The sequence below is a fragment of the Streptomyces sp. YJ-C3 genome (genome assembly GCF_053891275.1).
In genome coordinates this window covers 5354004-5380044 of sequence record NZ_CM132685.1, presented here as the reverse complement: position 1 = coordinate 5380044, position 26041 = coordinate 5354004, and the positions used below count along the sequence as shown (strand labels likewise).

The following is a 26041-nucleotide window of genomic DNA, read 5'->3' as shown; positions in this document are numbered from 1 at the left end:
GAAGGCCCGGGCGACCGGCCGCACGATCTTGAGGGGCAGGGCCCTTTCGGAGAAGGGCCGGGTACGAGATATCTTGATGTCGAGCAATTATGAGCAACACTGCAGACGACACGGAAGACGTGGAGCGGAGCACCCGGTGACTGACTCGACCATCATTTACACGCACACAGACGAGGCCCCGGCCCTCGCGACGTATTCTTTCCTGCCGGTCATCGAGGCCTACGCCTCGACCGCCGGTGTGCGCGTGGAGACGCGGGACATCTCCCTGGCCGGGCGCATCATCGCCGTGTTCTCGGAGTACCTGACCGAGGACCAGCGCATCCCGGACGCCCTCGCCGAGCTGGGCGAGCTGGCCAAGACGCCGCAGGCCAACATCATCAAGCTGCCGAACATCTCGGCGTCCATCCCGCAGCTCAAGGCCGCCGTGGCCGAGCTCCAGGAGCAGGGCTACGCGCTCCCCGCGTACCCGGACGAGCCGAAGACCGACGAGGAGCGCGAGATCCGCGCCCGCTACGACAAGGTCAAGGGCTCCGCGGTCAACCCGGTCCTGCGCGAGGGCAACTCCGACCGTCGCGCCCCCGCCTCGGTGAAGAACTACGCCAAGGCCCACCCGCACCGCATGGGTGCGTGGACCGCCGACTCGAAGACCAACGTCGCCACGATGGGCGCCAACGACTTCCGCTCCACCGAGAAGTCCGCCACCATCGCCGCCGACGACGCCCTGCGCATCGAGCTCGTTGCCGACAACGGCACCACCACGGTCCTGCGCGAGTCCGTACCGGTCCTCGCCGGTGAGGTCGTCGACGCCTCCGTCATGCGCGTCGCCGCGCTGCGCGAGTTCCTGACCGCTCAGGTCGCCCGCGCCAAGGAAGAGGGTGTGCTGTTCTCCGCGCACCTGAAGGCCACCATGATGAAGGTCTCCGACCCCATCGTCTTCGGCCACGTCGTGCGCGCCTTCTTCCCGGAGACCTTCGCCCGCTTCGGCGCGGACCTCGCCGCCGCCGGCCTGACCCCGAACGACGGTCTGGGCGGCATCTACAAGGGCCTGGAGTCGCTGGCGAACGGCGCCGAGATCAAGGCGTCCTTCGAGGCCGAGCTGGCCGCGGGCCCGGAGCTCGCCATGGTCGACTCGGACCGCGGCATCACCAACCTGCACGTGCCGTCCGACGTCATCATCGACGCCTCCATGCCGGCCATGATCCGCACCTCCGGCCACATGTGGGACAAGGACGGCGCCGAGGCGGACACCCTCGCGGTGATCCCGGACTCCTCCTACGCCGGTGTGTACCAGGCCGTCATCGAGGACTGCCGCGCCCACGGCGCCTACGACCCGTCGACCATGGGCTCCGTCCCGAACGTCGGCCTCATGGCGCAGAAGGCCGAGGAGTACGGCTCCCACGACAAGACCTTCGAGATCCCCACCACCGGCACCGTCCGCCTGGTCAACCAGGCCGGCGACGTCGTCCTGGAGCAGACGGTCTCCGAGGGCGACATCTTCCGCGCCTGCCAGACCAAGGACGCCCCGATCAAGGACTGGGTCAAGCTCGCCGCCACGCGCGCCCGCGCCACCGGCGACCCGGCCGTGTTCTGGCTGGACGCCGAGCGCGCCCACGACGCCCAGCTGATCAAGAAGGTCGAGCAGTACCTGCCGGAGTTCGACACCGAGGGCCTGGACATCCGGATCCTCAACCCGGTCGAGGCCACCAAGCTCTCCGTCGAGCGCATCCGCGAGGGCCTGAACACCATCTCGGTCACCGGCAACGTGCTGCGCGACTACCTGACCGACCTCTTCCCGATCCTGGAGCTGGGCACCAGCGCCAAGATGCTGTCGGTCGTCCCGCTGATGAACGGCGGCGGCCTCTTCGAGACCGGCGCCGGCGGCTCCGCCCCGAAGCACGTCCAGCAGCTGGTCAAGGAGAACTACCTGCGCTGGGACTCGCTCGGTGAGTTCCTCGCCCTGGCCGTCTCCTTCGAGCACCTCGCCACCACCACGGGCAACGCGCACGCGAAGGTCCTCGGCGAGACCCTGGACCGCGCCACCGGCACCTTCCTCAACGAGGACAAGTCGCCGACCCGCCGCGTCGGCGGCATCGACAACCGCGGCAGCCACTTCTACCTGGCCCTGTACTGGGCCCAGGAGCTGGCGCAGCAGACCGACGACGCGGAGCTGGCCAAGGCCTTCGCCGCGCTCGCCGAGACGCTCTCCGCGAACGAGCAGAAGATCGTCGACGAGCTGAACGGCGTGCAGGGCGAGCCGGCCGACATCGGCGGCTACTTCCAGCCCGACCCGGCCAAGGCCGCCTCCGTCATGCGCCCGTCGCAGACGCTGAACGACGCCCTGGCCACGCTCGCCCGATGAGCATCTGATCCCCTGGATCGGCCTCACCGCCCCGGACGGCTCCCCGCCGCCCGGGGCGGTGCCGTATTCGGTGCGCTTTCCCGCCTCTGACCTGGGTAGGCTGCGGCGATGAGCACTCTGGATGACGCGCGCCCGGGCATGGACCCGGCGATCCGACCGCAGGACGACCTCTTCGGCCATGTGAACGGGCAGTGGCTGGCGACCGAGCCCATCCCCGACGACCGCTCCAGCTGGGGCCCCTTCGTGCAGCTTGTCGACGTCGCCGAGCAGCAGGTCAAGGAGATCATTCAGGAGATCGCCGCGGGCGGGCCCACCGGCCTCGACGCGGACGAGGCCCGCAAGATCGCCGACCTGTACGCGTCGTTCATGGACGAGGACGCCGTCGAGGCCCGCGGCCTGGACCCGGTGCGGCCGCTCCTGGAGGAGGTGGCCGGGCTCGGCGACGTACAGCAGCTCGCCGCGTTCCTCGGCCGCTTCGAGCGCACCGGCGGCTCCGGCCTGTTCGGCGCGTACATCGACTCCGACGACCGCGACTCCGACCGTTACCTCTTCAACATCCTCCAGGGCGGCCTCGGCCTGCCCGACGAGTCCTACTACCGCGACGAGAAGTTCGCCGAGACCCGGGAGAAGTACGAGGCGTACCTCACCGAGCTGTTCACGCTCGCCGAGCACGCCGACCCGGCCGCCGCGGCCCGCACCGTCCTCGCCCTGGAGACCCGGCTCGCCGAGGGCCACTGGGAGCGCGCCGAGACGCGCGACGTGCAGAAGACGTACAACCTCACGACCTTTGACGAACTGACCACGCTGGCCCCCGCCTTCGACTGGCGCGGCTATGTCACCGGACTCGGCGGCAACGACGACACGCTCGCCCAGTCCTGCGTGCGCCAGCCGTCCTACCTGGCGCACCTGTCCACGGTCCTGGCCGAGACGCCCGTCGAGCAGTGGCGCGACTGGCTCCTCGCCAGGGTGCTGCGGGCCAACGCGTCGTACCTGTCGTCCCCGTTCGTGCGCGTCAACTTCGAGTTCTACGGGCGCACCCTCAACGGCACCCCGGAGCTGCGCGCCCGCTGGAAGCGCGCCGTCGCGTTCGTCGAGGGCGCCATGGGCGAGGCCGTCGGCAAGGAGTACGTGGCCCGGCACTTCCCGCCCACGTCCAAGGCGCTCATGGACGAGCTGGTCGCCAATCTGCTGGAGGCCTACCGGCAGTCCATCGGCGCCCTCGACTGGATGACCGACGAGACGAAGGAGCGGGCGTACGAGAAGCTCGCCACGTTCCGCCCGAAGATCGGCTACCCGGACCGGTTCCGCGACTACTCGGCGCTGACCGTGACCGCCGACGACCTGCTGGCCAACGCGCACGCCGCCGACGCCTTCGAGCACGACCGGCAGATGGCGAAGCTCGGCGCGCCGGTCGACCGCGACGAGTGGTTCATGCTGCCGCAGACCGTGAACGCCTACTACAACCCGGGCACGAACGAGATCTGCTTCCCGGCCGGCATCCTGCAGAAGCCGTTCTTCTCGCCGGACGCGGACGCCGCGGAGAACTACGGCGGCATCGGCGCCGTCATCGGCCACGAGATCGGGCACGGCTTCGACGACCAGGGCGCCCAGTACGACGGCCAGGGCAATCTCAACGACTGGTGGACCGCGGACGACAAGGCCGCCTTCGAGTCCAAGTCGAAGGCGCTCGTCAAGCAGTACGACGGCTTCTCGCCGCGCAACCTGCCCGGCGAGTTCGTCAACGGCTCGCTCACGGTCGGCGAGAACATCGGCGACCTCGGCGGCCTGACCATCGGCCACACCGCGTACCTGATCGCGCTCGCGGGCGCGGACGTGCCGGTCGACGCGGACGGCGCGAGCGGCTCCCAGCGGCTGTTCCTCAACTGGGCGTTCTGCTGGCGCACCAAGCGGCGCAAGGAGCAGGAGCAGCAGTACCTGACGATCGACCCGCACTCGCCGCCGGAGTTCCGGGCGAACATCGTGCGCAACCTCGACGAGTTCCATGAGGCGTTCGCCACGAAGGCGGGGGACGGGCTGTGGCTCGACCCCGCCGACCGGGTGCGGATCTGGTGACGTGATGCGGCGCGGGGCCGGGAGGCGGACGCCTCCCGGCCCCGCGGTCCAGGGGCGCCGCTCCTTACGCGCCGGAGAGGCGCGCCTTGAGGAACTCGACCGTCGCGGCCCATGCCACGCGTGACGCCTCCGGGTCGTGGACCTCGGGGCGGCCGTCGTTGAAGAAGGCGTGGTCCGCCGGGTAGACGCGGAAGTCCGCGTCGACGCCCGACTGCTTCTTGATCGTGGCGCGCAGTCCGTCGAGGGTCGCCACCGGGATGCCCTCGTCCCGGGCGCCGTAGTGGCCGAGGATCTCCGCCTTCAGGTGCGAGAAGTCGGGGACCTCGCCCTGGATGACGCCGTAGAACGGGACGGCCGCGCTGACCCGCGGGTCCTTGGCCGCCAGGTAGAGGACGAAGCCGCCGCCCATGCAGAAGCCGACGGCGCCGACGGTGGCGGAGGTGACCTCCGGCAGCGACAGCAGATGGTCGACCGCGCCGGACAGCAGCTCGACGCCGCGGTCCACGGGCAGCTCCTGCATCATGCGGAACGCCTCGGCGGAGTCGTGTGCCACATTGCCGCCGTACAGGTCGGGCGCGAGGGCCACGAACCCCTCGGCGGCGAGGCGGTCGGTCACATCGGCGATGTGGTCCGTCAGACCCCACCACTCCTGGATGACGATGACGCCGGGGCCGCTGCCGTCGGGCGGCAGCGCCAGATAGCCGTGGGCGGGCGTGCCGTTGCTGTCGAACGTCACGTTCTGGTGGGCCGGACGGCCGGTGGATCGGGGGGTGCTGGGGGTGTCCGACACGAAGTGCCTCCTGAGCCGAGCTCGATGATCGTGTCCCACGATGCCACTGCCCCTGCTCGCGGCACGCGTGGGGGCCGCCGTCTCCCTGCGGACGGCGGCCCCGGGGCCGGAAGCGGCGGCTGTCACATGTGGACGACCGGTGCCGCCTCCGGGTCCTGCCGCACGGCCCCGCGCCGGTACAGCAGGAAGGCGATGACCGCGCCGGCGGCGAAGAAGCCGGCCGACCACCAGAACGCGGTCGTGTAGCTCTCGATCGTGGCCTGCGCCTGTGTCAGCTTGTCCGCCGGGTTGCGGCCCGCGAGGTAGCTGGTGGCGGCGCTCGCCGCCAGGGTGTTCAGCAGCGCGGTGCCGATCGAGCCGCCCACCTGCTGCATGGTGTTGACGGTCGCGGAGGCCACGCCCGCGTCCTCGGCGGCGATCCCGCTGGTGGCCAGCGCCATGGCGGGCGGCATCACGGCGCCCAGGCCCGCGCCGATGATCAGCAGCTGCGGCAGCACGTGCGTGGCGAACCCGGAGTCCAGCCCGATCCCGGTCAGCCAGCCCATGCCGACCGCGGCGAGGGCGAACCCGGCGGGGATGACGATCTTCGGGCCGATCCGCGGCACCAGGACCGTCGTGGAGATCTGCGCCATGACCATCAGCGCGGCCATCATCGGCAGGAACGCGACGCCGGTCTTCGTGGGGCTGAAGCCGAGGTTCAGCTGCAGGTAGTACGTGAGGAAGAGGAACACGCCGAACATGCCCGCGCCGGTGATGAGCACCGTGATGAACGAGGCGGCGCGGTCCCGGTCGAGGAGCACGCGCATCGGCAGCAGCGGGTGCTTCGCGCGGGTCTGCCACGCGGCGAAGGCGAACAGCAGCACAGCACCCGCGGCCAGGAAGCCCCAGGTCTGCGGGGAGCCCCAGTCGTGCGTCTCGGCGTTCGAGAACCCGTAGACCAGCGAGAACAGACCGGCGGAGACGAGGAGCGTGCCGGGCAGGTCGAGCTTGGATCCGGCGGCGTCACGGTGGTTGTGCAGGAGGACCCAGCCGCCGATGAAGGCGGCGACGGCGAAGACGAGGTTCACGTACAGCGTCCAGCGCCAGTCCAGCGCGTCGGTCAGCAGGCCGCCGAGCAGCAGTCCGACCGCACCGCCTGCGCCGGCGATGGCGCCGTAGACGCTGAACGCCTTGGCGCGCTCCTTGGCGTCGGTGAACGTGGTGTTGAGCAGGGACAGGGCGGCCGGTGCCAGCAGTGCGCCGAAGACGCCCTGCAGCGCGCGGGCCGTCACCAGCATCCCGAAGCTGGTGGACGCGCCGCCCAGCACGGAGGCGCCGGCGAAGCCCGCGACACCGACCAGGAAGGCGGGCTTGCGGCCGAAGAGGTCCGCGATGCGGCCGCCGAGCAGCAGCAGGGAGGCGAAGGCCAGCGCGTAGGCCGTGACGATCCACTGCCGGTTGCCGTCGGTGAAGCCCAGGTCCTGCTGGGCCGAGGGGAGCGCGATGTTCACGATCGTCGCGTCGAGCACGACCATGAGCTGCGCGATGCCGATGATGCCGAGGATCCACCAGCGCCGGTCAGATGCCGGCGGGGCGGACGGGGCCGGGGTGCCGGTGGCGTCGGCCACTGTCGTCTGGGACATGTGAGGCCACTCCAGGGAAGTCGCGGGGGAGCAGAGAAGCACTAAGAGAACGAAACGGTTTCGTTCTCGACTCGATGAGCGTACGACCTCCTAAGCGAAACGGCAACGTTTCGCTGGGAGAGTGACGCGCGCAACATGCCTGGAAAACGCCGGTGCCCGGCACTCCCACGAGGGGAGGCCGGGCACCGGGGCGGGACGGGCGTGGCGCGTCAGTCCTTCTGCTGGGCCGTCTGCAGGGCCGTGATGCAGGCCGAGATCGCCGTCTGGAGCTCCTCCAGGCGCCGCACCATGTCGTCCTCGTAGATGTCGTCGATCTCCTGGACGTCGTCGAAGGTCAGCTCCTCGAAGGCCTTCGTCGCCTTCTGCAGGCTGCTGTAGAACTTCGCGCGCCGCTCCTGCACCCGCAGCTCGGGATCCGACTCGACGGCCTCCGCGACGAGCGTGCGCACGGTGTCGTACGCCTCGCGGGCCCACTCGCCCGCCTCCTCGTCCTCATCGAGCTCGTCGATGAGCGACAGGTGCCGCTCGGCCTCCTCGCGCAGCTGCCGCGGGGCCTCGATCTTCTGCCCGGCGGGCGTCTTGACCTGGCCCTCCTCGGCGATCTTCCGCACGTACTCCAGGCGGTCGCCGGTCTTCGACTCCTCGGCGACGGCCTTCTTCAGGTCGTCGGCGCGCACGATGTCGCGAGCCAGGCCCGAGCGGAGCACCGGGTCCTCGCCCAGGCGGTCCATCAGCGCCTTGCGAGCGGCCTCCGCGGTGCCCGGATCGGCGAGGATCGCGGCCCGCAGCGCCGTCGGGTTCTCGGCGACCTCCAGGGCCTTGGTCGGCCGGATGCCCTCCGCCTCGGCGGCCTCGGTGATCGCCTGGCCGCGCACCGAGGAGGCACTGGACCGGGAGACGTAGTACGACAACCAGACGTCGGCGTCCGGCAGTTCGACGTCGACGCCCGGCGCGAGGGCCTCGAACTGCGGGACCAGGCCGTCGTCCGCCGCCCTGTCCCACGCCTTGTAGAAGCGCATGACGCGGTCGGCCGAGCAGCCCGCGAGCGCGGCGAACCTGCGCGCCGAGACCTTGGGCGTCTGCGCGGCCGGCTGACCGCCGGGACGCACGCTGCGGGCCACCTTCAGAGCGAAGGTCCAGCCGCCGGTGCGGGCGTAGACGCCGAAATCGTGGGCGTCATGGGCGATGGACTCCGGTACCTCACCGGAGGCGTCAGTGCCCTCCCCGTCCTCCTCGTCCTCCTCGTCCTCCTCGTCTTCGTCCTCGATCAGATTCCCGGCCGCCGCGTCGGCCGGGGCCGGCTCGGGCTGCCAGAAATGGTCGGACGGGGCGGCTGTGTCGGTCGCGTCGGTCGTGTCGGTCGACGGGGTCCACGTGTGGGCGGTGTCCCCCGGCTCGGCCGTCTCCCCGTCCGCGTCGGACTGGCGCGCCTCCGGCACGTCCGTCGCGGGCGTGGGCTCCGCGACGGACGTGTCCCCGGCGTCCTCGCCGGACGGGACGGCTGCCTCGGACGAGTCGATGGCTACGGTCACGTAGGTACTCCTGGGTGATCGGGCGCGTGAAGGTTGACGCGACACTTTATCGCTCCGATTGGGATGTTTTGCGCGCGAGTTGTCGCGTCGGGCGTGGCCCCGTAGCCGGGCCCGCCGGTCATAGTTCCCCCTTCTGTGACCGGCGGGCCCGGGCCTCGACCGTGCGCCGCGGCGGGAGAGCGAGGGCACGGGAGGCTCTGCGCAGCAGCATGTCAGTGGGGGCCATCGTTGAAAGCGGGCCGAGTGACCCTTGTGGTGGGCCGAACGGCCCGGGTTCGCGAGCTCCTAGAGCGCCCCCTGCTCCCGCAGTTCCCGGATTCCCGCCGCGTCGTAACCGAGCTCGGTGAGGATCGGGTCCGTGTGCTCGCCCACCGCCGGGACCGGATCCATCCGGGGCTCCACGTCGCTCAACGAGGCCGGGGGCACGAGCGCGCGGACGGGGCCGGCCGGGGTGGCGACGTCGCGCCAGCGGTCGCGGCCGGTCAGCACCGGGTGGCGCAGGAAGTCGTCGACCGTGTTCAGGCGGGCGCTCGCGACCTTGGCGTGTTCCAGGAGCGCGACGGCCTCCTGCGTGTCGAGTTCGGCGAAGCGCGCCGTGACGATCGCGTCGAGTTCGGCGCGGCGCGCCACCCGGGCCGAGTTGCGGTGGAAGCGCGGGTCCTCGGCCAGCGAGGCGTCGCCGAGGAACTCCGCGCAGAAGGAGGCCCACTCCCGCTCGTTCTGCACGGCGAGCAGGACCGTCCCGCCGTCCACCGCGTCGTAGGGCCCGTACGGGGCGATCGTCGCGTGCGCCGCCCCGACCCGTTGCGGCTGACGGCCCGAGTACGCCGTGTAGTACGCGGGGTAGCCCATCCACTCCGCGAGCGCCTCGAACAGCGACACCTCGACCGCACGCGCGGTGCCGGTGGCCCGCCGCTCGTACAGGGCGGTGAGGATGCCCGAGAACGCGTACATGCCCGCCGCGATGTCGGCGATCGCGATGCCCACCTTCGCCGGGGCCTGCGGTGTGCCGGTCACCGACACGACACCGGTCTCGCACTGCACCAGCAGGTCGTACGCCTTGCGGTGCGCCCACGGCCCGTCGCTGCCGTACCCGGAGATGTCGCACACGATCAGGTCCGGATGGCGCACGGCCAACTCGCCTGCCGACAGGCCGAGTCGGGCCGCCGCGCCGGGCGCCAGATTCTGCACGAAGACGTCCGCGCCGGCGAGCAGCCGCTCCAGCACCTCGCGCCCACCGGGCGTCTTGACGTCGAGCGTCACCGAGTCCTTCGAGCGGTTCAGCCACACGAAGTGGCTGGACTGGCCGTGCACCGTCTCGTCGTAGCGGCGCGCGAAGTCGCCGCTGCCGGGCCGCTCCACCTTGATCACGCGCGCGCCCAGGTCGGCGAGCTGGCGCGTGGCGAACGGCGCCGCCACCGCCTGTTCCAGGCTGACGACGGTGACGCCCTCGAGGGGCAGGCGGGCGGCGCTCATGGGGATCCTCCGTGCTCGTACGGTGTCGCCCGCACGCTATGCGACGGCCTCACCCGCCCTCGCGGCGCCCGTCCGCCCCGGCGACCGGGCTATTCGCGCCCGGCGGCCGGCGTCCGTGCCGTGGCGCGTCGTTCCCGGGCCCGGCGGATCTCCTCGTAGGCCTTGTCCCGGCCCTCCCAGTGGGAGCCGTCGACGGACTTGCCGGGCTCCAGGTCCTTGTAGACCTCGAAGAAGTGGGTGATCTCCAGGCGGTCGAACTCGGGGATGTCCTCGATGTCCTGGGCCGACGCGCGGCGCGGGTCGTGGGCGGGGACGCAGAGGATCTTCTCGTCCGGTCCCTTCTCGTCGCTCATCACGAACATGCCGATGGCCCGGCACTCGATGGCGCAGCCGGGGAAGGTGGCGTCGCCGGTGAGGACGAGCGCGTCCAGCGGGTCGCCGTCGCCGCCGAGCGTGCCGTCGATGTAGCCGTAGTCCGCGGGGTACTGGGTCGAGGTGAACAGCATCCGGTCGAGCCGGATCCGGCCGAGTTCGTGGTCCATCTCGTACTTGTTCCGGGAGCCCTGCGGAATCTCCACGATCACGTCGAACGCGTCGTCGTGCGCCTCGCTGCCGCCCAATGTGGCCTCCTTGCCCCATTGCCGCCCGCTTCGATGCCACCGAGTGTGCGCCGTACGGGGCGAGGGCGGAACCCCTCAGACCGTGGGGGCGATGGGGAATACGAGTTCGGGGCGGTCCCAGGCGACGACCGGGGGACGCGCGGGCGCCGTCCCGGTGCGCAGGGCCCCCATGGTGCGGTAGAAGCCCTCCGCCGGCGGATGGGAGACGACCCGCACGTGGTCGAGCCCGGCGGCCCGGGCCTCGTCCCGCATGTGCGCGACGAGCAGGCGCCCGACACCCAGGCCCTGCGCGTCGTCCGCGACGAACATCAGGTCCAGCTCCGGCGGCGCGAGGACCAGCGAGTAGAAGCCGAGGACCCGCTCGTCGGCCCGGCCGGCCGCGACGAACACCCGGTGCGCCTCGATGTAGTCGGGGCCCACCCGGTAGTCCGCGACCATCGCCGCGTACGGGCCTTCGTAGGCGCGCGAGCCGCGCACGAGCCGGGTGAGCCGTTTGGCGTCGCGCGCGGTGGCCCGCCGTACGGTGACGGCCGGATCGCCGCCGGGGCGCGTAATGCGCGGAGTCATACAGTGAGTATTACATCCGTGGGGGCGGGGTCAGCCGGTGGGTACCGTCGGGTGCACCTGGCGCAGGAAGGTCGCGTTGTCCGGGGTGTGGCGCAGCTTGTCGAGCAGCGTCTCGTACGAGGACGGGGCGTCCCGGTTCTGGAGGACCCGGCGCAGACCGCGTACGGCCGCCAACTCGCTTGCGGGCAGCAGGAGTTCCTCGCGGCGGGTGCCGGAAGGGGTGATGTCGACGGCGGGGTGGACGCGGCGGTCGGCGAGGGAGCGGTCGAGACGCAGCTCCATGTTGCCGGTGCTCTTGAGCTCCTCGAAGAAGTAGTCGTCGGCCCGGGACCCGGTCTCGACCAGGGCCGTGGCGATGATCGTCAGGGAGCCGGCCTCCTCCGTGTTCCGGGCCGCGCCGAACAGGCGCTTCGGGCCGAGCAGCGCGGCCGCGTCGACACCGCCGGACAGGGTGCGGCCGCCGGAGGACGCGGCGTTGTTGTGCGCGCGGCACAGCCGGGTCAGCGAGTCGAGCAGGATCACCACGTCGCGGCCCTGCTCGACGAGGCGCTTGGCGCGCTCCACGGCGAGCTCGGCCAGGGCGATGTGGGCCTTGGCGGGCCGGTCGAACGTCGAGGCGTACACCTCGCCGCGCACGGAGCGCCGCATGTCGGTGACCTCCTCGGGACGTTCGTCGAGGAGCACCACCATCAGATGGGCCTCGGGGTGGTTGGTGGCGACCGACGCGGCGAGCTGTTGCAGCAGGACGGTCTTGCCGGTCTTCGGCGGCGCGACGATCAGGCCGCGCTGGCCCTTGCCGACCGGGGCGAACAGGTCGACGACGCGGCCCCCGAGGCCGCTCGCCGGGCCTTCCAGGCGGAGCCGTTCGGCGGGATGCAGCGGGGTGAGGTCGGTGAAGCGGGGGCGGGTGCGGGCGACCCCGGGCGCGCCGCCGACGGTCTCGACATGGGTGAGCGTGTGCTGCCGCTCGCACAGGCCCGCCACGGCGTCGCCCTTGCGCAGGCCGAGCTGACGGATGAGGGAGGCGGGGACCTGGACGTCGCGGGACGTCGGCAGCAGGTCGCCGGCGCGCAGGAAACCCTGCCCGTTCGCGCCGATGTCGAGGACACCGGCGACCCGGACGGGGGCCTTGGGCGCGGTCGCGGCACGGGGCCGTTCCGCGGTGGTGCTGGGCTTTTCGAGTGTGGTGCTGGTCATGGTCGATCAGGGTCCTTTCGCGAACGCTGTGGGTACGCGGGCAGGGAGGGACGGGGATCCGGCGACCGGGACGGGGCGGGAACATCACGCCCCGTGGAACGGGCAGGACAGCCCGTGGCCGGGAGAGAACCTGGCAGTGCAGGGGCGGGGAAGAACCCGCCGAGAACCTGTTGACCAGGGATGATGCGCGCTACGACGCGGAATTGATCACGTATGCGCTGAAGCGCTGAAGAAGTGGAACCGGCACCGGCGCCGCAGAGTGGGCGTACACACGTGCCACTCGCAAGGTAACACGCCACCCCCGGTCCTGGGCAAGAGCGGATGCCGACGGGCCGGCCGCCCTATGCTGATCCGCCATGTTCACACCCCAGGGCCCCACCCTGCGCGAGCTGGCCGTGCAGGCCCTTTCCTCGGTCGAGCGCGGCTACGACCTGCTCGCCCCGAAGTTCGACCACACACCGTTCCGCACCCCCGGCATCGTGCTCGACCCGGTCGCCCGTGCGCTGCGCGAACGCGGTCCCTTCGGGGCCGGACTCGACCTGTGCTGCGGCACGGGGGCGGGCCTCGGCGTCCTTGGTGAGGTCTGCGCGGGGCCGGTCGTGGGCGTCGACTTCAGCGCGGGGATGCTCCAGGTCGCCCGCGGCGGAGAGCCGACGGCCTCGTACGTCCGCGGGGACGCGCTCGCGCTGCCCTTCGGGCCGGTCTTCGACCTGGTGGTGAGCTTCGGGGCGTTCGGCCACTTCCTGCCCGGCCAGTACCCGGAGCTGTTCGCCCAGGTGCGCCAAGTGCTGCGCCCCGGCGGGCAGTTCGCGTTCCCGCTGCCGGCGCCCCCGCGGCCGGGATCGCGCGGCTACTGGGCGATGCTCGGCTTCGACGCAGTCATGCGGGTGCGCAATGCGCTGTGGCGCCCGCCGTTCGTCATGTACTACCGGCCGTTCCGGCTCGGCGATGTGCGCCGCGAGCTGGAGCGGGCCGGCTTCGACGTCGCGCTGCGGGCGCTGCCCGAGCTCGGCGAGCGGTCCGACGGCAGCCCGCGCTGCCGACTCGTGGTGGCCACGCGCCGCGCGTAGGCGTCGCGGCTCACCGTGCGACGACGCGGCCGGCACCGGGGGAGGCCGCCCGCGCGGTGCGGCGCGGCTTCGGTGGCGGCGTGGTGTCCTGAGGGAACGTCAACTGGCGGCCCATCCACCGCATGGCGGGCCCGATCTCCCGCAGCCACGTCGTGAAGTGGTGGCTGCCGCGCGGCAGGATGATCCGCGCCGACGTCATCGGCGGCCGCACGGCCTTGAGGAACCGCAGCGTCGCCCCGTAGTCCTTCTCGCCCTGCCGGCTGCTCGCCACGAGCACCGACACCCGCGGCACGGGGAGATGACCGAGCCGCCACACCAGGTCGTGCCGCTCCTGGAGCCGCCCGGCGTCCGGGCCGCCGCCGAACAGGCTGCCCGTGGTGAGGTCGTCGTCGATGCGGTAGTCGCCGGACAGGGACGCGGCCGACGTGTACACCTTCGGGTCGCGCAGGGCGAGTTGGAGCGCGCAGGAGCCCCCCGACGAGTAGCCGAGCGCACCCCACGCGCTCGGGTCGTGCCCCACCCGGTAGGCCGACTTCAGTGCCTCCGGCAGGTCCTTGGTGAAGAACGTCTCCGCCCGGGGGCCGCCGGGCACGTCCACGCACTCGGTGTCACGCGGCGGCGCGATCGTCGGCCGCACCATCACCACGACGGTCGGCTGGAGCCCGCCGGAGCGCTCCAACCTGTCGGCCGTCTGCGGGACATGGAGGAACTGTGCGAGGTTCATGATGCCGCCGGGATAGCCGCTGATCGCCACGATCACCGGGAACCGCTGCCGGTGGTACTGCCGTTGGAAATACTGCGGCGGCAGATACACGAACGCCGGGTCGATCGCCCGCGTGCGCCGCCCGATGATGCGCACCGACTCCACCCGTCCCACCTTCGCGGGCGGCCCGGCGGGCAGGCCCCGCACCCGGTCCAGGCCCTGCGGCCCGGCGGGCTCGACCAGGCCGCCCCGCGCCGCGTAGACGCCGGTACCGCCGGGGTCCGCGAGATGCGCGGGCGCTGTCGATACACGGCCGAGCAGCTCGTCCCAGGAGCCGTAGAACTCGAAGTCGGCGTTCACCGCCACCGCGCACGCGGTCAGGATCGCGCACTGCGTCGCGGCGATGACACCCAGTCTGCCGAGCACGGCCCCCGGGCCGCGGCGCGCGAGGCGTGGCCAGACCCACACCGTCAGCCCCACGCACACCAGTGCGGCCAGCGCCGTCGCACATTCCAGCGCCCGACTCGTCAGGCCCATGTTCGCTCCACCTCTCGCCGGCAACGGTCGACCGCCCAGGGGCAGCCTGCACCGGACAAGAGGCCGCGACCGGCAGGCGGGTTTGCCGGTCCGCGCGTTCTTACCGTTCTCCTCCCCGGCTCTTACCCCGCCGCTGACCTGCGCCCATACGCTCACGCCCGTGAACCCCCGCCCCGCCGCCGTGGCCGGCCACACCTGCCTGCTCATCGGACTCCTCGACATCGCCACGGCCGTCTCCCCGCACGTGCGCGCCAGCCGCGTCGAAGGCCTCGCGCCCTACGTCCCCGGGCTCGCCGACGACCTCGCGCGCGCCGCCGCGCTCGCCGCGGGCCTGCTCCTCGCGCTCCTGGCCCGCGGCCTGCGCCGCCGCAAGCGCCGGGCCTGGGAGGCGGCCGTGGCCCTGCTCGCGGTGAGCGCGCTCGTACAGGGGCTGCGCCACCACGCGTTCGTGGCCGCCGCGGTGTCGGCGCTGCTGTGCGCCGGACTCGTCGGGTTCCGGGGCGAGTTCCACGCGCTGAGCGACCCGCGCGGCAGAACCCGCGCCCTGGGCAACCTGCTCGTCCTCGGCACGGTCAGCATCGGCCTCGGCCTGCTGATCGTCGGTCTGCGGGCCGACCACGAAGCCGGCCACGGCATCTCCTTCGCCGACCGGCTGCGGCAAGTGGCCTACGGGATGGTCGGGTCGGCGGGCCCGCTCACCTACGACAGCGACCGCGTCGCCGACATCGTCCAGCTCTCGCTGCTCACCCTCGGCCTGGTCACCGCGTCCACCACCGCGTACCTGGCGCTGCGGCCGGTGCGCCTCGCACCGGTCGACGGCGGCGCGCGGCTGCGGGCCCTGCTGGACCGCGAGGGGCGGCGCGACTCGCTCGGCTACTTCGCGCTGCGCCGCGACAAGGCCGTCCTGTTCTCACCGACGGGCAAAGCCGCCGTCGCCTATCGCGTGGTGTCCGGCGTCGCTCTCGTGGGCGGCGACCCGATCGGCGACCCGGAGGCCTGGCCGGGCGCCATCAAGGAGTTCCTCGACCGGTGCGCCCGGCACGCCTGGACCCCGGCCGTCATGGGCTGCAGCGAACTCGGCGGACAGGTCTGGATCCGCGAAGGCAACCTGAAAGCGCTGGAGTTGGGCGACGAGGCCATCGTCGACTGCACCGCCTTCAGCCTCTCGGGCCGCACCATGCGCAACGTACGCCAGATGGTCCACCGCATCGAGCGCGGCGGCTACTCCTGTCAGGTGCGGCGCGTACGCGAGCTGCCCGACGACGAGAAGAAGCAGCTGCGCGAGGCCGCGGGAGCCTGGCGGGGGAGCGCCACCGAGCGCGGGTTCTCCATGGCGCTCGGCCGGTTCGGCGACCCCGACGACGGGGACTGCGTCGTCGTCACCGCCCACCAGCAGGCCCCCGACGGCAGTCGACAGGTCCGGGCGCTGCTGCACTTCGTACCGTGGGGCGACGACGGGCTCTCCCTCGACCTGATGCGCCGCGACCGCACCGCCGAGCCCGGCCTGAACGAGCTCCTCATCGTCGCCGCCCTGCGCGCCGCACCCGGCCTCGGCATCGCCCGCGTCTCCCTCAACTTCGCCGTGTTCCGCGCGGCGTTGGCGCGCGGAGAGCGCCTCGGCGCGGGCCCGGTCCTGCGCGTGTGGCGGGCTCTGCTCGTCTTCCTGTCCCGCTGGTTCCAGATCGAGTCGCTGTACCGCTTCAACGCCAAGTTCCGCCCCGACTGGCAGCCGCGCTTCGTCGTCTACCCGACGGCCCGCGATCTGCCGCGGATCAGCTGGGCCTGCCTGCAGGCCGAGGCGTTCGTCGTGCTGCCCCGGCCCGCCGAGCGGCTGCGGCAATGGGCGCGGACCCGCCGCGGCGACGTCCCGGCGGGCCGCCCGGTGAACCTCACCGGACCGTGAGCCCGCGCGGACGGGGCTCCAAGGGCCGCTTGCCCCTCACGATGCGGCGGCCTCCCGCAGCGGGAAGCTCACCCCGGTCAGCGCCTGCGACACCTCCCACAGTCGCCGCCCCGCCGCGGCGTCGGCGGCCCCAGGCGCCGGCTCCACCCGGGTCGGCGCACCCCGCATCTCGCCCCGGCCGTCGGGACCGATGAACTCCCCGCCCCGGACGCCGGGTTCGGTCGCCGCGTACAGCTGCGGCAGGGCGCCGCGGTCCGCCGACTGGGCCAGCGGCCTGGCCAGATGTCCGAAGACCAGCCGCGGCACGCGGACCGTGCCGTTCGTCTGCAAACCGGTCGCGCTGTAGCCGGGATGCGCGAGCACGCTGCGCACAGGAGCGCCGGCCGCGGTGAGGCGCCGGTGCAGCTCCAGGCCGAACAAGGCATTGGCCAGCTTCGACCGGCGGTAGAACTCCATCGGCACGTAGCCGCGTTCACCCGTCAGGTCGTCGAAGTCGATCCGCCCCTTGCGGTGTTCGAGCGAGCTGACCGTCACCACCCGTGGATCCGGCGCCTGCGCCAGCAAGTCGAGCAGCAGCCCGGTGAGCGCGAAGTGCCCGAGATGGTTCGTCGCGAACTGCAGCTCGTGCCCCTGCGGGCTGAGAGTGCGGGGCGGCGCCATCACTCCTGCGTTGTTGACGAGTACGTCGACGCGCGGATGACCGGCGCGCAGCCCGTCGGCGAAGGCGTGGACCGAGTCGAGATCGGCGAGGTCGAGCCGGCGCACCTCCAGCCGCGCGTCCGGCTGCCCGGCGGTGATCGACGAGGCGGCCGCACGGCCCTTGTCCGGATCACGCACGGCCAGGACGACGTGCGCGCCCCGGCGGGCGAGGGCGCGGGCGGTCACGAGCCCGAGACCGCTGCCTGCCCCCGTCACGACGACCACGCGCTGCGACTGGTCGGGAATCCGATCGGCATTCCAAGGCTGTCGCTGTGTCATGTGGCACAGGCTGACCGCAATGGCACTTGGTGTCAAGGTGCGCCCAAGTGTCATCGAGGGCATGGCGTGTAGGCTGGGAGTGTGAGTACGCGATCCGACCTGAGCCTGGCCCAGCGCAAGCGGCAGCTCGTCTCCGACGAACTGACCGAGGCGGCGCTGCAGTTGCTCGCCCTCAAGGGCTTCGACGCGGTGACCGTCGACGAGATCGTCGCGGCCGCCGGAGTCTCGAAGCGGACGTTCTTCCGCTACTTCGCGTCCAAGGAGGACGTCGTCGTCCAGTTCCTGGCCGACATGGGCGCGGACATGCGCGCCGCTCTCGCGGGCCGCCCGGCCGACGAGGCGCCGGCCGTGGCCCTGTTGCACGCGGTCCGGGTGCCCGTCACCACCTGCGCCGCCGATTCCGAACGGGCGCTGCGCGTGGTCCAGTTGATCCTGCGCACCCCGGCCCTGCACGCCCGTTTCCTGGAGCGCCAGGTCCAGTGGCGTGACGACCTCGCCGAGGAACTCGCGTCCCGCGTCGGCCTGGACGCCGAGGCCGACCTCTACCCGCGCATCGCCGCGGGCGCCGCGCTGACCGCCTTCCATGTCGTGCTGCAACGCTGGAGCGCGAGCGACGCGGCCCAGGACCCGGTCGCCCTGCTCGACCGGGCCTTCGCCGTCGTCGCCCGCGCTCTGGAGGTCCGAGAAGGGATCTGATTAGCCCCGGGCCACCGCGATCGCCCCCGCGAGCCGCTCGCCCGCCTCGTACACCATGTACGGCACCCCGCCCTGCGTACCGAAGGACGGCGCCGCCGACCGGCCGTTCTCGGGGGCTCCGGAGCGCGAGTCGTAGAAGACGCCCAGGTGCTTGCGGAGCGAGAAGTCCGCGCCCACCTCGGTGATCATGAGGTCGCCGCCGCTCTCCTTGTCCTTGTTGTAGACCACGTACGCGGACCCGTCGCGGGTGAGCAGATGCGGGCCGCCGACGTTCACCGCACCGACGTCGGAGTGGCGCACCAGCGGCGTCTGGTCGAAGGTCCAGGTCCGGCCGTCGGGCGACCAGCCCCAGCAGATGTCACGGTGGTTGGTGGTGTTGTTCAGCATGAACAGCATCACGTAGTGCGCGCCGCGGGCCGGCAGATCGTGCCGGAAGACCCGGGCGTACGACGTCTCCGTCGTGCCCGACGGCATCATCGACGTCGACAGGACGACCTTGTCGTAGGTGAAGTGGACACCGTCCTTCGAACGGGCCAGCCGGGTCGTGGTGTTCTCGCCGTGGAAGTACAGCCAGAACTCCTTCGCGTCCGCGTTCCACAGCACGTGCGGCGACGACACATGGCTGACCGAGTAGTGCGGGTCCCACTTGTTCGACACGATCGGGTTCGCCGGATACTCCGTGAACGGGCCTTCCAGAGAGTCGCCGTACGCGAGGCAGATGCCGCCCGGAGCGTCGTGCGGCGCGTAGTAGAGGTAGTAACGGCCCAGTGGGGAGGCCAGCTTGTCGTACACGCCGCGCACGGTCGGGAAGATGATCTCGCCGGTCGGGTTGTACGTGAGCTGGGACGGGGTCAGCAGTGTGCGGACGTAGGTGTAGTCGGGGAAACCGCCGGGCGCGGCCGACGCGGACCGCGTCGACAGACCGCCCAGGGCGAGCGCGGCGCCGGTGACGGCGGTGGTGCGCAGGAACGTACGACGGTCCGGGCCGGACTGCGGCTCATGCATGATCGGCTCCTGAAGTCGGTTGTTTTCGGGGCTGGTTCACAGGTAGGTGGCCGCGGTGACACACAGGCCGCCGAGCGCCACCGCCCACACGTAGGGCAGCGTCCTGACCATCACCTGCTGGGGTGAGACACCCGCGTACTGGGCGCTCCACACCGTCTGGGTGCTGGTCGGGTCGGCGACGCCGAAGACCTGGTTGTACGAGGTGGCCATGCCGAGGACGGCGACGGCCGGGTAGATGCCGGTGGCGATCAGGACGCCCGCGATGCCGGCGCCGAGACCGAAGACGTTCAGCGGCCCGCGGTACAGGCACAAGGGCACCAGCAGCGTGAAGACCAGCACGAACAGCACGGCGTTCTGCGGACTGACCGCCTTGACGAGCGGCTCCAGCGCGTCGACCGCGCCGGGCAGCTTCACCGCGGCGAGCAGGATCCCGATCGCCACGAACAACGTGATGGGCGGCGCCGCGACCTCGAAGCCCCCGTACAGCGTGCGCAGCAGCCGGCGGTTCATGTCGCGCGGCCGCGTCGTCGTCACCAGCGCGTACAGCACACCCGCCAACAGCGAGGGGATGATGGCCAGTTCGAACCCCAGGGCCAGGACCAGCGGCACCACCGGCGTCAGCAGCGCGTACCACGGGGCGTCACCGAGGAGCCGGCGGCGGTCGCGCGAAGTCGGTCTGTCCTGGAGCGACTTGAGCGACCACGTGTGCTCCACGCCCCGGCGCCGCGACTCCACCAGCACATACGCGACCGCGGCGACCAGCGCGAACGGGAACAGCTTGACCATGAAGCCGCGCACCGTGTCCACCGGCAGTTCCAGCGCCGTGGAGAAGAACTGCCACACCGGCAGCTCGAACGGGATGCCCACCGCGATGCCCATCAGGATCGTGCCCGCCGCCGTCACCTTCGGAATACCCACCGCGATCATCGCCGGGATGCCGATGAGCCCGGCCAGCATCGCCGCCGGCGCCGAACCCGTCACCGTGCCGACCAGCGCGGACACCGCGAGCACGCCGAGCGCGACGAACACCGGCCGGTCGCCGCCGAACTCCACGATCTTGCGGACCAGCGTGCCCGCGATGCCGGTCTCCTCCAGGAGCTTGCCGAGCCACGACCCGAGCAGGATCGCGATCATCGTCGCGGCCAGCGCGGGCGCGCCCTCCTGCAGCACCGTGTCCAGCACACTGTTCTTGCCGGTCAGCGGCGCACCCGAGACGAACGCGATGACCACGGCCAGCAGCACCAGCGCGAACGCGGTGGGCAGCTTGCGGCTGAGCATGGCGGCGACTCCCGCCGCCATGACGAGCAGAATGACGACACCCATGGTCACTTCTCGCTTTCGGGATACGCGGCGGCGGCCAGCGCCTCCGTGAGCAGCAGGGGACTGCGGCCCAGGCCGCAGGCGGCGCGGGCGTAGGCGTGCGCCGCGAGTTCGTCGGCGCCCGCGACGTGCGCGTACACGCGGCGCCGCCCGACACGCAGCGCCGTGTGACCGAGGGCCCGTTTGAAATCGGCCCGGACGTGCGCGTGATGGAGCCAGGCGTGCGCCTGCTCGTGCGCGAGCGCCGCCGCCCGCACCGACCCCGCGGGGAACCAGTGCCGCCAGCCCCGCTCGTCGACGAGCCGTTCGGCGCGGGCGACCGTGTCGACGTACACCTCGACGACCGCCGGCCTCGACCGGTACCGCGCCAGCAGCCCGACGGCGAGCCCGTCGTCCCGCTCGACGACCCGCACGGTCACCGGATCGGGCGTCATGACGGCACCGAACTCCGCCGCAGCCACTGCCCATTGACGTAGCGTCAGAAGATCGCGGCCCTCGTGCGTGGGCGTGCCCGCGAGCAGCCGCACCGCGAGGTCCAGGTCGTGGTCGCCGCTCATGTGCGGGACTCCACGACCGCGACCACCGGCTCGTCGCCGCCGCGCGAGCGCAGCTCACTGCGCGCGAGGGCCAGCAGCGCCTCCGGATCCAGCACGCCGGACAGATCCGCGATCCGTCCGCCCACCAGCAGCCGCACCGCGGGCGCCCGCACACCGCCGTCGCCGTACGACGTGGCGTCCCGCACCAGCGACGCGAGCGTCTCCCCGGCCGCGCCCACCGTCGTCGCCTCGACCCGCGCGTCGGACACACCGAGCCGCACCACGCCGTCGGCGTCCACGACCCGGACCGGCTGCCGGTCGGCGCGCAGCCTGCGCCGCACCTCCGTGCCGTACACGGTGTACGCGCCGGTGCCGGCCAGCACCCGCACCCGCGCCTCCTGCGCCTTCAGGCTCGCGGCGGCCGCCCGCAGCCGCTCCGCGTCGTCGGCGCGGTGCGCCCGGTCCTGGGTGCGCAGTTCCGTCGCGCCGGTGGCGACGGCCCGCACCGTGCTGGTCTGCGGGTCGACCGTCACCTCCACCTCGACCCCGTCGGCGGCGGCGCCCTGTGCGACGACGGCCCGCTCGGCCTCGGCGCGCACCGCCAGGATCTGCTCCTGGGTGGCCCCGGGCACGATCCGCTCGACCTGCTCCCGGACCAGCGCGAGGGCCACGCCGACCGGGCTGATCACCTCGCTGTGCCGGGCGATCCGCCCTTCGAGACCGGCGTCCGCCGCCAGGTGCGGGGTCACGGAGGCCGCGCCACCGCCCCCGCCCACCAGCACGGCGGTGTCCCGGTCGAGCCGGTAGTCCCGGATCATCGCGTCCACGACCGTCTTCACCTGCGCGGTCCCCGCGTCCAGGACGGCCCGCGCCGCACCGGCCACATCCGAGCCGAGAGCGGCCGCCACCGGGGCGAGCGCGGCCCGCGCCACCTCCTGGTCGCAGCGCGCGAAGTCGCCTTCCGGGACCCGGCCCAGTGCGTTGGCCGCACAGGTCATCGTCACCGCGAACCGGCCGCCCGCGGCGTCGAGGACCAGATAGTCGTCCGGATCCCCGTCCATCGGCCGCACCGTGGCGACCGTCGCGTCCCGCAGGTCGTCGAGCGCGGCGAAACAGGCGTACGGCAGACCCGCGATGTGCGCGCTGCGCGGCCCGACACCGACCACCCGGCCCCCGGCGACCCGCACCATCGACCCGCCGCCGACACCGACGGTGCGCACATCCAGGGCGTTGAGGTAGGACTCCTTGCCGAGGATCGTCGCGTGCCGCACGGCCACCTTGCCGCGCCGCACCACGCTGATGTCCGTGGACGTGCCGCCCGTCTCCAGGAACACCCCCTCGCTGATCCGCTCCTGCATCAGCGCCCCGGCGACCCCCGCCGCCGGACCGGAGAGGACCGTGAGAAGGGGCCGGCGGCGCATCTCGTCCAGCGACATCACGCCGCCGTCGCAGCGCATCACCATCAGGGGCGCCGTCACCCCGGCCTTGGTGATCGACGCGTCGACGAGGTCGGCCGTCGCCAGCATCCGCGGCAGGATCGCCGCGTTCACCACGGCCGTCCGGGTCCGCTTGTGCAGCCCGTAGAGCGAGGTGATCTCGTGCGCCGCCGCCAGGGGCAGCCCCGTGGGCCGCGCCGCGTCCAGCACGGCCTGCTCGCCCTCGGGCCGGTCCACTCCGAACGGCTCGGTGGCGACGACGACTTGAGCCCCCTCCGCCCGGACGCGGGCGACGGCGGCCCGCACGCCGTCGGCGTCGAACGGGTCGGCCACATGCTCGTACGCCAGCGGGAGGCGCTTTCCCGGGGTGAGTTCGAGCCTGCCGAGCGCGGCGAGCCGGCGGGTGAACACCGCCCCCGCCCCGCCGCCGACGCCGATCAGCCCGACCTTGGCCACGTCGCCCTCCAGCAGGGCGTTGGTGGCCTGGGTCGTGCCGTGCGCCAGGAACGTGACGTCGGCCGGGGTCCGGCCGACCTGCTCCAGGAGCCGTTCGAGCGCCGCGACGATGCCGTGCGCGACACCGTCCTCGTGGTGATGGCTCGTGGGTACTTTCACCTGGCCCACCAGGGCGAGCGTCGTGGCGTCCACCGCCACGGCGTCCGTGAACGTGCCGCCCACGTCGATGCCGACGCGGATGCGACGGTCAGGGGTCATGTCAGGGCACCTCCTTGTGCGTTGACGTGCGTACGTTGCTGAAGGCGTGGGGGGGGAGGGGAGTGAGGGGGAGCGGGCGGTGTCAGTAGCCGCGGACGTCGGGCCAGTGCCGCTGCACGCCCGCCCGGTCCAGGACCCGCCCGAACTCCTCGACGTGCTTGTCCTCGGCCTGCACCTGCTGCGGCTCCAGGCCCTCGGCGAGACAGTGCGCCGCGAGGGCGCCGGCGACCTCGCCGATGTTCCACTCGACGGGGTGCAGCCGGTAGCAGCCGTTGGTGATGTGGGTGGTGCCGATGTTCTTGCCGGCCGGCAGCAGATTGCGCACCCGCCGCGGCACGAGCGCGCCCAGCGGGATCTCGAACGGCACCGAACCGATGTCGATGTACGTGTCGCCCCCGGTCGAGGGGTGCAGATCGATCCGGTAGCCGCCGACACCGACCGAGTCGCGGTAGTGCTTCGTGCCGTACGGGCCGACGACGTCGATGGCGACGTCCTGCTCGACGACGGTCGTCACCGCCTTGATCCGCCGCGACTCGCGCACGTACGCCGACTTGGCGAGACCGTCCGCGGTGCCGGTGACATCGGGCCGGATGCGCAGTCCGGGGAAGCCGGTGCCGCCGTCGGCGCGCGGGGCCTCGGTCTGCAGCCAGTACAGAACGCACAGCGACAACTGCCGTGCCTCGCGCAGCGCTTCCGCCTCCTGGCCGATGTACGGCTTCAACCAGTAGTCGTTCAAAGGCCAGTTGACGAGCGTGATGTCCGATTCGAAGGCGCCGGGCCGGTGCATCCCCCGGGCCAGGATCCGGCGGAACCCCCACAGTTCCTTGTCCCCGGCGTCCGCGCTCTGGTCGGCGCTGACCGCGAGCGGGTCGAGGTCCGGGTTCGGCACGAACGTGCGGGGCACCGGCTCCAGGGTCCGCGGGTCCGGCGCCTGGAACCCCAGCAGCGGACCGGGCCAGAAGCCGGGCCGGTAGGAGCGCCAGAAGTCGTACGTCTCGGGCCGGTCGACCGTGTGGTCCTCGCCCTCGTGGTGCGAGAGCGCGAAGCACACCGTGATGCCCTGCTGGTTGTCCGGCTGCGCCTCGGCGGGCGCGTGCGGCTCCCCGAACTCGCTCTGCGCCTCGGCGCCGTTGGCGTGTTCCACGGCCGCGAGCTCGAGGAGTTCACCGGTCTCCGTGGCGTCGACGACATACGGCGCGGCGAACGTCCGCAGCGTGCCCGTCCGCAGATCGCGTACCGTCACCGCCGTGATGACATCGTTGTCCGCCTCGGCGGACACGGCCCGGTGCTCGGTCAGGACCGTCAGCAGCCCGGACGCCCGGTGCGGCGCCAGCATGCCCTCCAGCACGGCGAGGGCGACGCGCGGCTCGTGGCACAGCTTGCTGACGCGCCCCGCGCCGGGGTTGAGGTACGTGAGCCCGAGCGCCTCGCTCCGCATCGGGTACCACTGCCGGTAGTACGAGCGGATGCCCTCGCGCAGCGCCCGGTACGTCGCCGTCGTGCCGAACTCCTCCACCCAGGGATGCTCGTCCGGCGGCACGGCCTGCGCCGTGAGCTGACCGCCGATCCAGTCGGTCTCCTCGGTCATCACCACACGCCGTCCCGCACGGCAGGCGGCGAACGCGGCGGCGACTCCGCCGAGGCCGCCACCGACGATCAGGATGTCCGGTTGGGGTATCACTGCGCTCCTTGTGATCGTGCTTGAACTGGCTTGCGTAGGCGATGAGTCGGCGATGCGCGGGGTCAGGCGCGGGCGGCTCCCGCGGTCTGCCCGGCCCGGAACTCGCAGGCCACCAGCGGCTCGTGGGCCTCCTCACCGGCCACCAGCGCGGCGAGCAGCCGCACGGCCGCGGCGCCGAGGCGGTGCCGCGGGATGTCGAAGCCCATCGGCACCGGCTCCCCGGCCAGATCCGCGGGCGGACTGCCCAGCAGCCCGAGGGAGACGTCCCGCGGGCAGGAGAGCCCGGCCTCCCGGACGGCCGTCCCCAGTGCCCGCCACGCGGCCCCGGTGTCGGTCTCCTCAGCCACGAACGCCGTCACCCCGTCGGCGACGAGCGCACGCACCCGCTCCGCCGTGATCTCGCGCGCCGGATCGGCGCAGCGCAGCACCGCGCCCGGCCCGCCCGCGACGCCCGCCGCCGCGAGCCCGTCGAGGAAACCCCGCTGACGGTCCGACGACGCGGGTGCGTCGTCGTCCTCACGGACGAGGACGATCCGGCGATGCCCCGCGCCGGCCAGATGCGCGACGACTTCACGGCTCGCGCTCACGTAGTCGGCGCCGACCCAGGCGAGCCCCTCCAGCTCCTCGCGGCGGCCCAGGTGGACGACCGGGAACCCGTCGGCGACGAGCCGCTTCAGATCGGCGCGCGGCACGTGCCGTCCGAGGAAGAGGCAGCCGTCGGCGAGCCGCACGCGGCTCAGTGCGTCCGGGCCCGCGGCCCCCGCGCCGCCCCTGCTGGATCCGGTGAACAGCACCAGGTCGTAGCCGCGCGCGGCTGCCTCCTGCTCCACGCCCACCAGGAACGGGTAATAGGAGTGCTGCACGTCGGTCGGGAAGGTCGCGGTGAAGCTGAAGACGCCGAGCAGGTTGTTGCGGGCGGCGGCCAGCCGCCGGGCGGCCGGGTCCGGGACGTAGCCGAGGCTGCGGGCCGCGTCGAGGACCCGCTGCCGGGTCTCGTCGGAGATCGTGGGCCCCTTGCCGTCGCCGCGCGCCGAAAGGACCAGGGACACGGTCGCCTGGGACACCCCGGCGAGCCGGGCCACCTCGGCCTGCCTCGGCCGCGACGTACGGCCCGCGGGGGCCGCCGTCCGCCCGGGCTTCGCCCGCTTCCTCGGTTGCTCCACGCCTGCCGCTCCCTCGCTCGCACTCATCGTTAATGCGCATTACTAATGCGCATTAACGAGCAC

The 26041-nt window shown here is 72.3% G+C and carries 20 protein-coding genes; 5 read left to right on the top strand and 15 right to left on the bottom strand.

All coding sequences use genetic code 11. The annotated features are described in order from the left end of the window. Positions 1-136 precede the first annotated feature (136 nt). Both ACVHNB_RS24045 and ACVHNB_RS24040 read left to right on the top strand, forming a co-directional pair. Complete coding sequence (locus ACVHNB_RS24045; RefSeq protein ID WP_456225846.1) at positions 137-2359, top strand: NADP-dependent isocitrate dehydrogenase; 2223 nt, start codon at positions 137-139, stop codon at positions 2357-2359. A 108-nt stretch (positions 2360-2467) separates the two neighbouring features. Next, positions 2468-4432: a M13 family metallopeptidase gene (locus ACVHNB_RS24040; RefSeq protein ID WP_428956613.1), complete on the top strand. Its 1965-nt coding sequence runs from the start codon at positions 2468-2470 to the stop codon at positions 4430-4432. 64 nt (positions 4433-4496) lie between these two features. On the opposite strand, the gene ACVHNB_RS24035 is transcribed toward ACVHNB_RS24040, so the two are convergent. The 7 genes from ACVHNB_RS24035 to rho all read right to left on the bottom strand — a co-directional run bounded on the left by ACVHNB_RS24035 (position 4497) and on the right by rho (position 12236). Further along, positions 4497-5222, bottom strand: a complete 726-nt coding sequence (locus ACVHNB_RS24035; RefSeq protein WP_456225845.1) for a dienelactone hydrolase family protein — start codon at positions 5220-5222, stop codon at positions 4497-4499. Between the two features lie 122 nt (positions 5223-5344). After that, entirely contained in the window at positions 5345-6844 is a 1500-nt protein-coding gene (locus ACVHNB_RS24030; protein WP_456225844.1) for an MFS transporter, read from the bottom strand. Between the two features lie 209 nt (positions 6845-7053). Then, positions 7054-8031 carry a hypothetical protein gene (locus ACVHNB_RS24025; RefSeq protein ID WP_456228939.1) on the bottom strand — a complete coding sequence of 326 codons (978 nt, stop codon included), beginning with the start codon at positions 8029-8031 and terminating at the stop codon, positions 7054-7056. A gap of 630 nt (positions 8032-8661) precedes the next feature. After that, positions 8662-9852, bottom strand: a complete 1191-nt coding sequence (locus ACVHNB_RS24020; protein WP_456225843.1) for a CaiB/BaiF CoA transferase family protein — start codon at positions 9850-9852, stop codon at positions 8662-8664. Between the two features lie 89 nt (positions 9853-9941). Then, complete coding sequence (locus tag ACVHNB_RS24015) at positions 9942-10394, bottom strand: inorganic diphosphatase (protein WP_456228938.1); 453 nt, start codon at positions 10392-10394, stop codon at positions 9942-9944. A 153-nt stretch (positions 10395-10547) separates the two neighbouring features. Further along, a complete protein-coding gene (locus ACVHNB_RS24010) occupies positions 10548-11039 on the bottom strand; it encodes a GNAT family N-acetyltransferase (RefSeq protein WP_428956619.1) in 492 nt (163 codons plus the stop codon). A gap of 30 nt (positions 11040-11069) precedes the next feature. Next, entirely contained in the window at positions 11070-12236 is a 1167-nt protein-coding gene (rho, locus tag ACVHNB_RS24005; protein ID WP_456225842.1) for a transcription termination factor Rho, read from the bottom strand. Between the two features lie 356 nt (positions 12237-12592). On the opposite strand from rho, the gene ACVHNB_RS24000 reads away from it, so the two are divergent. Continuing rightward, positions 12593-13306 carry a class I SAM-dependent methyltransferase gene (locus ACVHNB_RS24000; protein WP_428956621.1) on the top strand — a complete coding sequence of 238 codons (714 nt, stop codon included), beginning with the start codon at positions 12593-12595 and terminating at the stop codon, positions 13304-13306. Positions 13307-13316: 10 nt separating this feature from the next. Here ACVHNB_RS24000 and ACVHNB_RS23995 read toward each other — a convergent pair whose 3' ends face one another. Next, entirely contained in the window at positions 13317-14546 is a 1230-nt protein-coding gene (locus ACVHNB_RS23995) for an alpha/beta hydrolase (RefSeq protein WP_456225841.1), read from the bottom strand. 160 nt (positions 14547-14706) lie between these two features. On the opposite strand from ACVHNB_RS23995, the gene ACVHNB_RS23990 reads away from it, so the two are divergent. After that, positions 14707-16449: a phosphatidylglycerol lysyltransferase domain-containing protein gene (locus ACVHNB_RS23990; protein ID WP_428956623.1), complete on the top strand. Its 1743-nt coding sequence runs from the start codon at positions 14707-14709 to the stop codon at positions 16447-16449. Positions 16450-16485: 36 nt separating this feature from the next. Here ACVHNB_RS23990 and ACVHNB_RS23985 read toward each other — a convergent pair whose 3' ends face one another. Next, positions 16486-17427: an oxidoreductase gene (locus tag ACVHNB_RS23985; RefSeq protein WP_428956624.1), complete on the bottom strand. Its 942-nt coding sequence runs from the start codon at positions 17425-17427 to the stop codon at positions 16486-16488. An 81-nt stretch (positions 17428-17508) separates the two neighbouring features. Here ACVHNB_RS23985 and ACVHNB_RS23980 point away from each other — a divergent pair, with 81 nt between their 5' ends. After that, entirely contained in the window at positions 17509-18123 is a 615-nt protein-coding gene (locus ACVHNB_RS23980; protein WP_456225840.1) for a TetR family transcriptional regulator, read from the top strand. Here the strand turns inward: ACVHNB_RS23980 and ACVHNB_RS23975 are convergent, their stop codons facing one another. From ACVHNB_RS23975 to ACVHNB_RS23950, 6 genes are all read right to left on the bottom strand, one after another. Further along, a complete protein-coding gene (locus ACVHNB_RS23975) occupies positions 18124-19128 on the bottom strand; it encodes a twin-arginine translocation signal domain-containing protein (protein WP_428956626.1) in 1005 nt (334 codons plus the stop codon). 36 nt (positions 19129-19164) lie between these two features. Next, positions 19165-20451, bottom strand: coding sequence for a TRAP transporter large permease (locus tag ACVHNB_RS23970; protein ID WP_428956627.1), 1287 nt, complete (start codon positions 20449-20451; stop codon positions 19165-19167). A 2-nt stretch (positions 20452-20453) separates the two neighbouring features. Further along, positions 20454-21005: a hypothetical protein gene (locus ACVHNB_RS23965; RefSeq protein ID WP_456225839.1), complete on the bottom strand. Its 552-nt coding sequence runs from the start codon at positions 21003-21005 to the stop codon at positions 20454-20456. Further along, positions 21002-23134 carry a hydantoinase/oxoprolinase family protein gene (locus tag ACVHNB_RS23960; RefSeq protein ID WP_456225838.1) on the bottom strand — a complete coding sequence of 711 codons (2133 nt, stop codon included), beginning with the start codon at positions 23132-23134 and terminating at the stop codon, positions 21002-21004. The genes ACVHNB_RS23965 and ACVHNB_RS23960 overlap by 4 nt, the downstream gene beginning before the upstream one ends. An 82-nt stretch (positions 23135-23216) precedes the next feature. After that, the gene (locus tag ACVHNB_RS23955; RefSeq protein ID WP_456225837.1) at positions 23217-24815 is read right to left on the bottom strand and encodes an FAD-dependent oxidoreductase; all 1599 of its coding nucleotides are present in this window, start codon (positions 24813-24815) and stop codon (positions 23217-23219) included. 62 nt (positions 24816-24877) lie between these two features. Continuing rightward, positions 24878-25978 carry a LacI family DNA-binding transcriptional regulator gene (locus ACVHNB_RS23950; RefSeq protein WP_456225836.1) on the bottom strand — a complete coding sequence of 367 codons (1101 nt, stop codon included), beginning with the start codon at positions 25976-25978 and terminating at the stop codon, positions 24878-24880. Between the last annotated feature and the right edge of the window lie 63 nt (positions 25979-26041).

What these genes read in the sequence shown, in the direction of transcription:
- ACVHNB_RS23970 (WP_428956627.1), bottom strand. Translation starts at nt 20,451, where the DNA reads ATGGGTGTCGTCATTCTGCTCGTCATGGCGGCGGGAGTCGCCGCCATG.
- ACVHNB_RS24030 (WP_456225844.1), bottom strand. Translation starts at nt 6,844, where the DNA reads ATGTCCCAGACGACAGTGGCCGACGCCACCGGCACCCCGGCCCCGTCC.
- ACVHNB_RS23995 (WP_456225841.1), bottom strand. Translation starts at nt 14,546, where the DNA reads ATGGGCCTGACGAGTCGGGCGCTGGAATGTGCGACGGCGCTGGCCGCA.
- rho (WP_456225842.1), bottom strand. Translation starts at nt 12,236, where the DNA reads ATGACCAGCACCACACTCGAAAAGCCCAGCACCACCGCGGAACGGCCC.
- ACVHNB_RS24040 (WP_428956613.1), top strand. Translation starts at nt 2,468, where the DNA reads ATGAGCACTCTGGATGACGCGCGCCCGGGCATGGACCCGGCGATCCGA.
- ACVHNB_RS24010 (WP_428956619.1), bottom strand. Translation starts at nt 11,039, where the DNA reads ATGACTCCGCGCATTACGCGCCCCGGCGGCGATCCGGCCGTCACCGTA.
- ACVHNB_RS24020 (WP_456225843.1), bottom strand. Translation starts at nt 9,852, where the DNA reads ATGAGCGCCGCCCGCCTGCCCCTCGAGGGCGTCACCGTCGTCAGCCTG.
- ACVHNB_RS23960 (WP_456225838.1), bottom strand. Translation starts at nt 23,134, where the DNA reads ATGACCCCTGACCGTCGCATCCGCGTCGGCATCGACGTGGGCGGCACG.
- ACVHNB_RS24000 (WP_428956621.1), top strand. Translation starts at nt 12,593, where the DNA reads ATGTTCACACCCCAGGGCCCCACCCTGCGCGAGCTGGCCGTGCAGGCC.
- ACVHNB_RS24015 (WP_456228938.1), bottom strand. Translation starts at nt 10,394, where the DNA reads ATGGACCACGAACTCGGCCGGATCCGGCTCGACCGGATGCTGTTCACC.
- ACVHNB_RS23985 (WP_428956624.1), bottom strand. Translation starts at nt 17,427, where the DNA reads ATGACACAGCGACAGCCTTGGAATGCCGATCGGATTCCCGACCAGTCG.
- ACVHNB_RS23975 (WP_428956626.1), bottom strand. Translation starts at nt 19,128, where the DNA reads ATGCATGAGCCGCAGTCCGGCCCGGACCGTCGTACGTTCCTGCGCACC.
- ACVHNB_RS23965 (WP_456225839.1), bottom strand. Translation starts at nt 21,005, where the DNA reads ATGAGCGGCGACCACGACCTGGACCTCGCGGTGCGGCTGCTCGCGGGC.